At 57.4% G+C, this 258-nt stretch carries 1 pseudogene; it reads right to left on the bottom strand.

The features are described from left to right. A pseudogene (fusA, locus tag AC0L2X_RS32630) lies at positions 1 to 258 on the bottom strand (elongation factor G); the annotation flags it as partial.

The raw sequence follows: 258 nt of genomic DNA, 5'->3' as shown, positions 1-258 counted from the left end.
CGACGTTGAATTCGCGCTTCATGCGGTCAACGAGGATGTCCAGGTGCAGCTCACCCATACCGGAGATGATGGTCTGGCCGGTTTCTTCGTCGGTCTTGACGCGGAACGACGGGTCTTCCTGGGCCAGCTTGCCCAGTGCGATACCCATCTTCTCCTGGTCAGCCTTGGTTTTCGGCTCTACGGAGAGCGAAATTACCGGCTCAGGGAAGTCCATACGCTCAAGGATGATCGGCTTGTCGAGGTTGCACAGGGTATCAC

The organism is Mesorhizobium sp. WSM4828 (genome assembly GCF_055811175.1).
The sequence above is the reverse complement of the archived record's forward strand: the minus strand, read 5'-3'. Positions and strand labels throughout refer to the sequence as shown.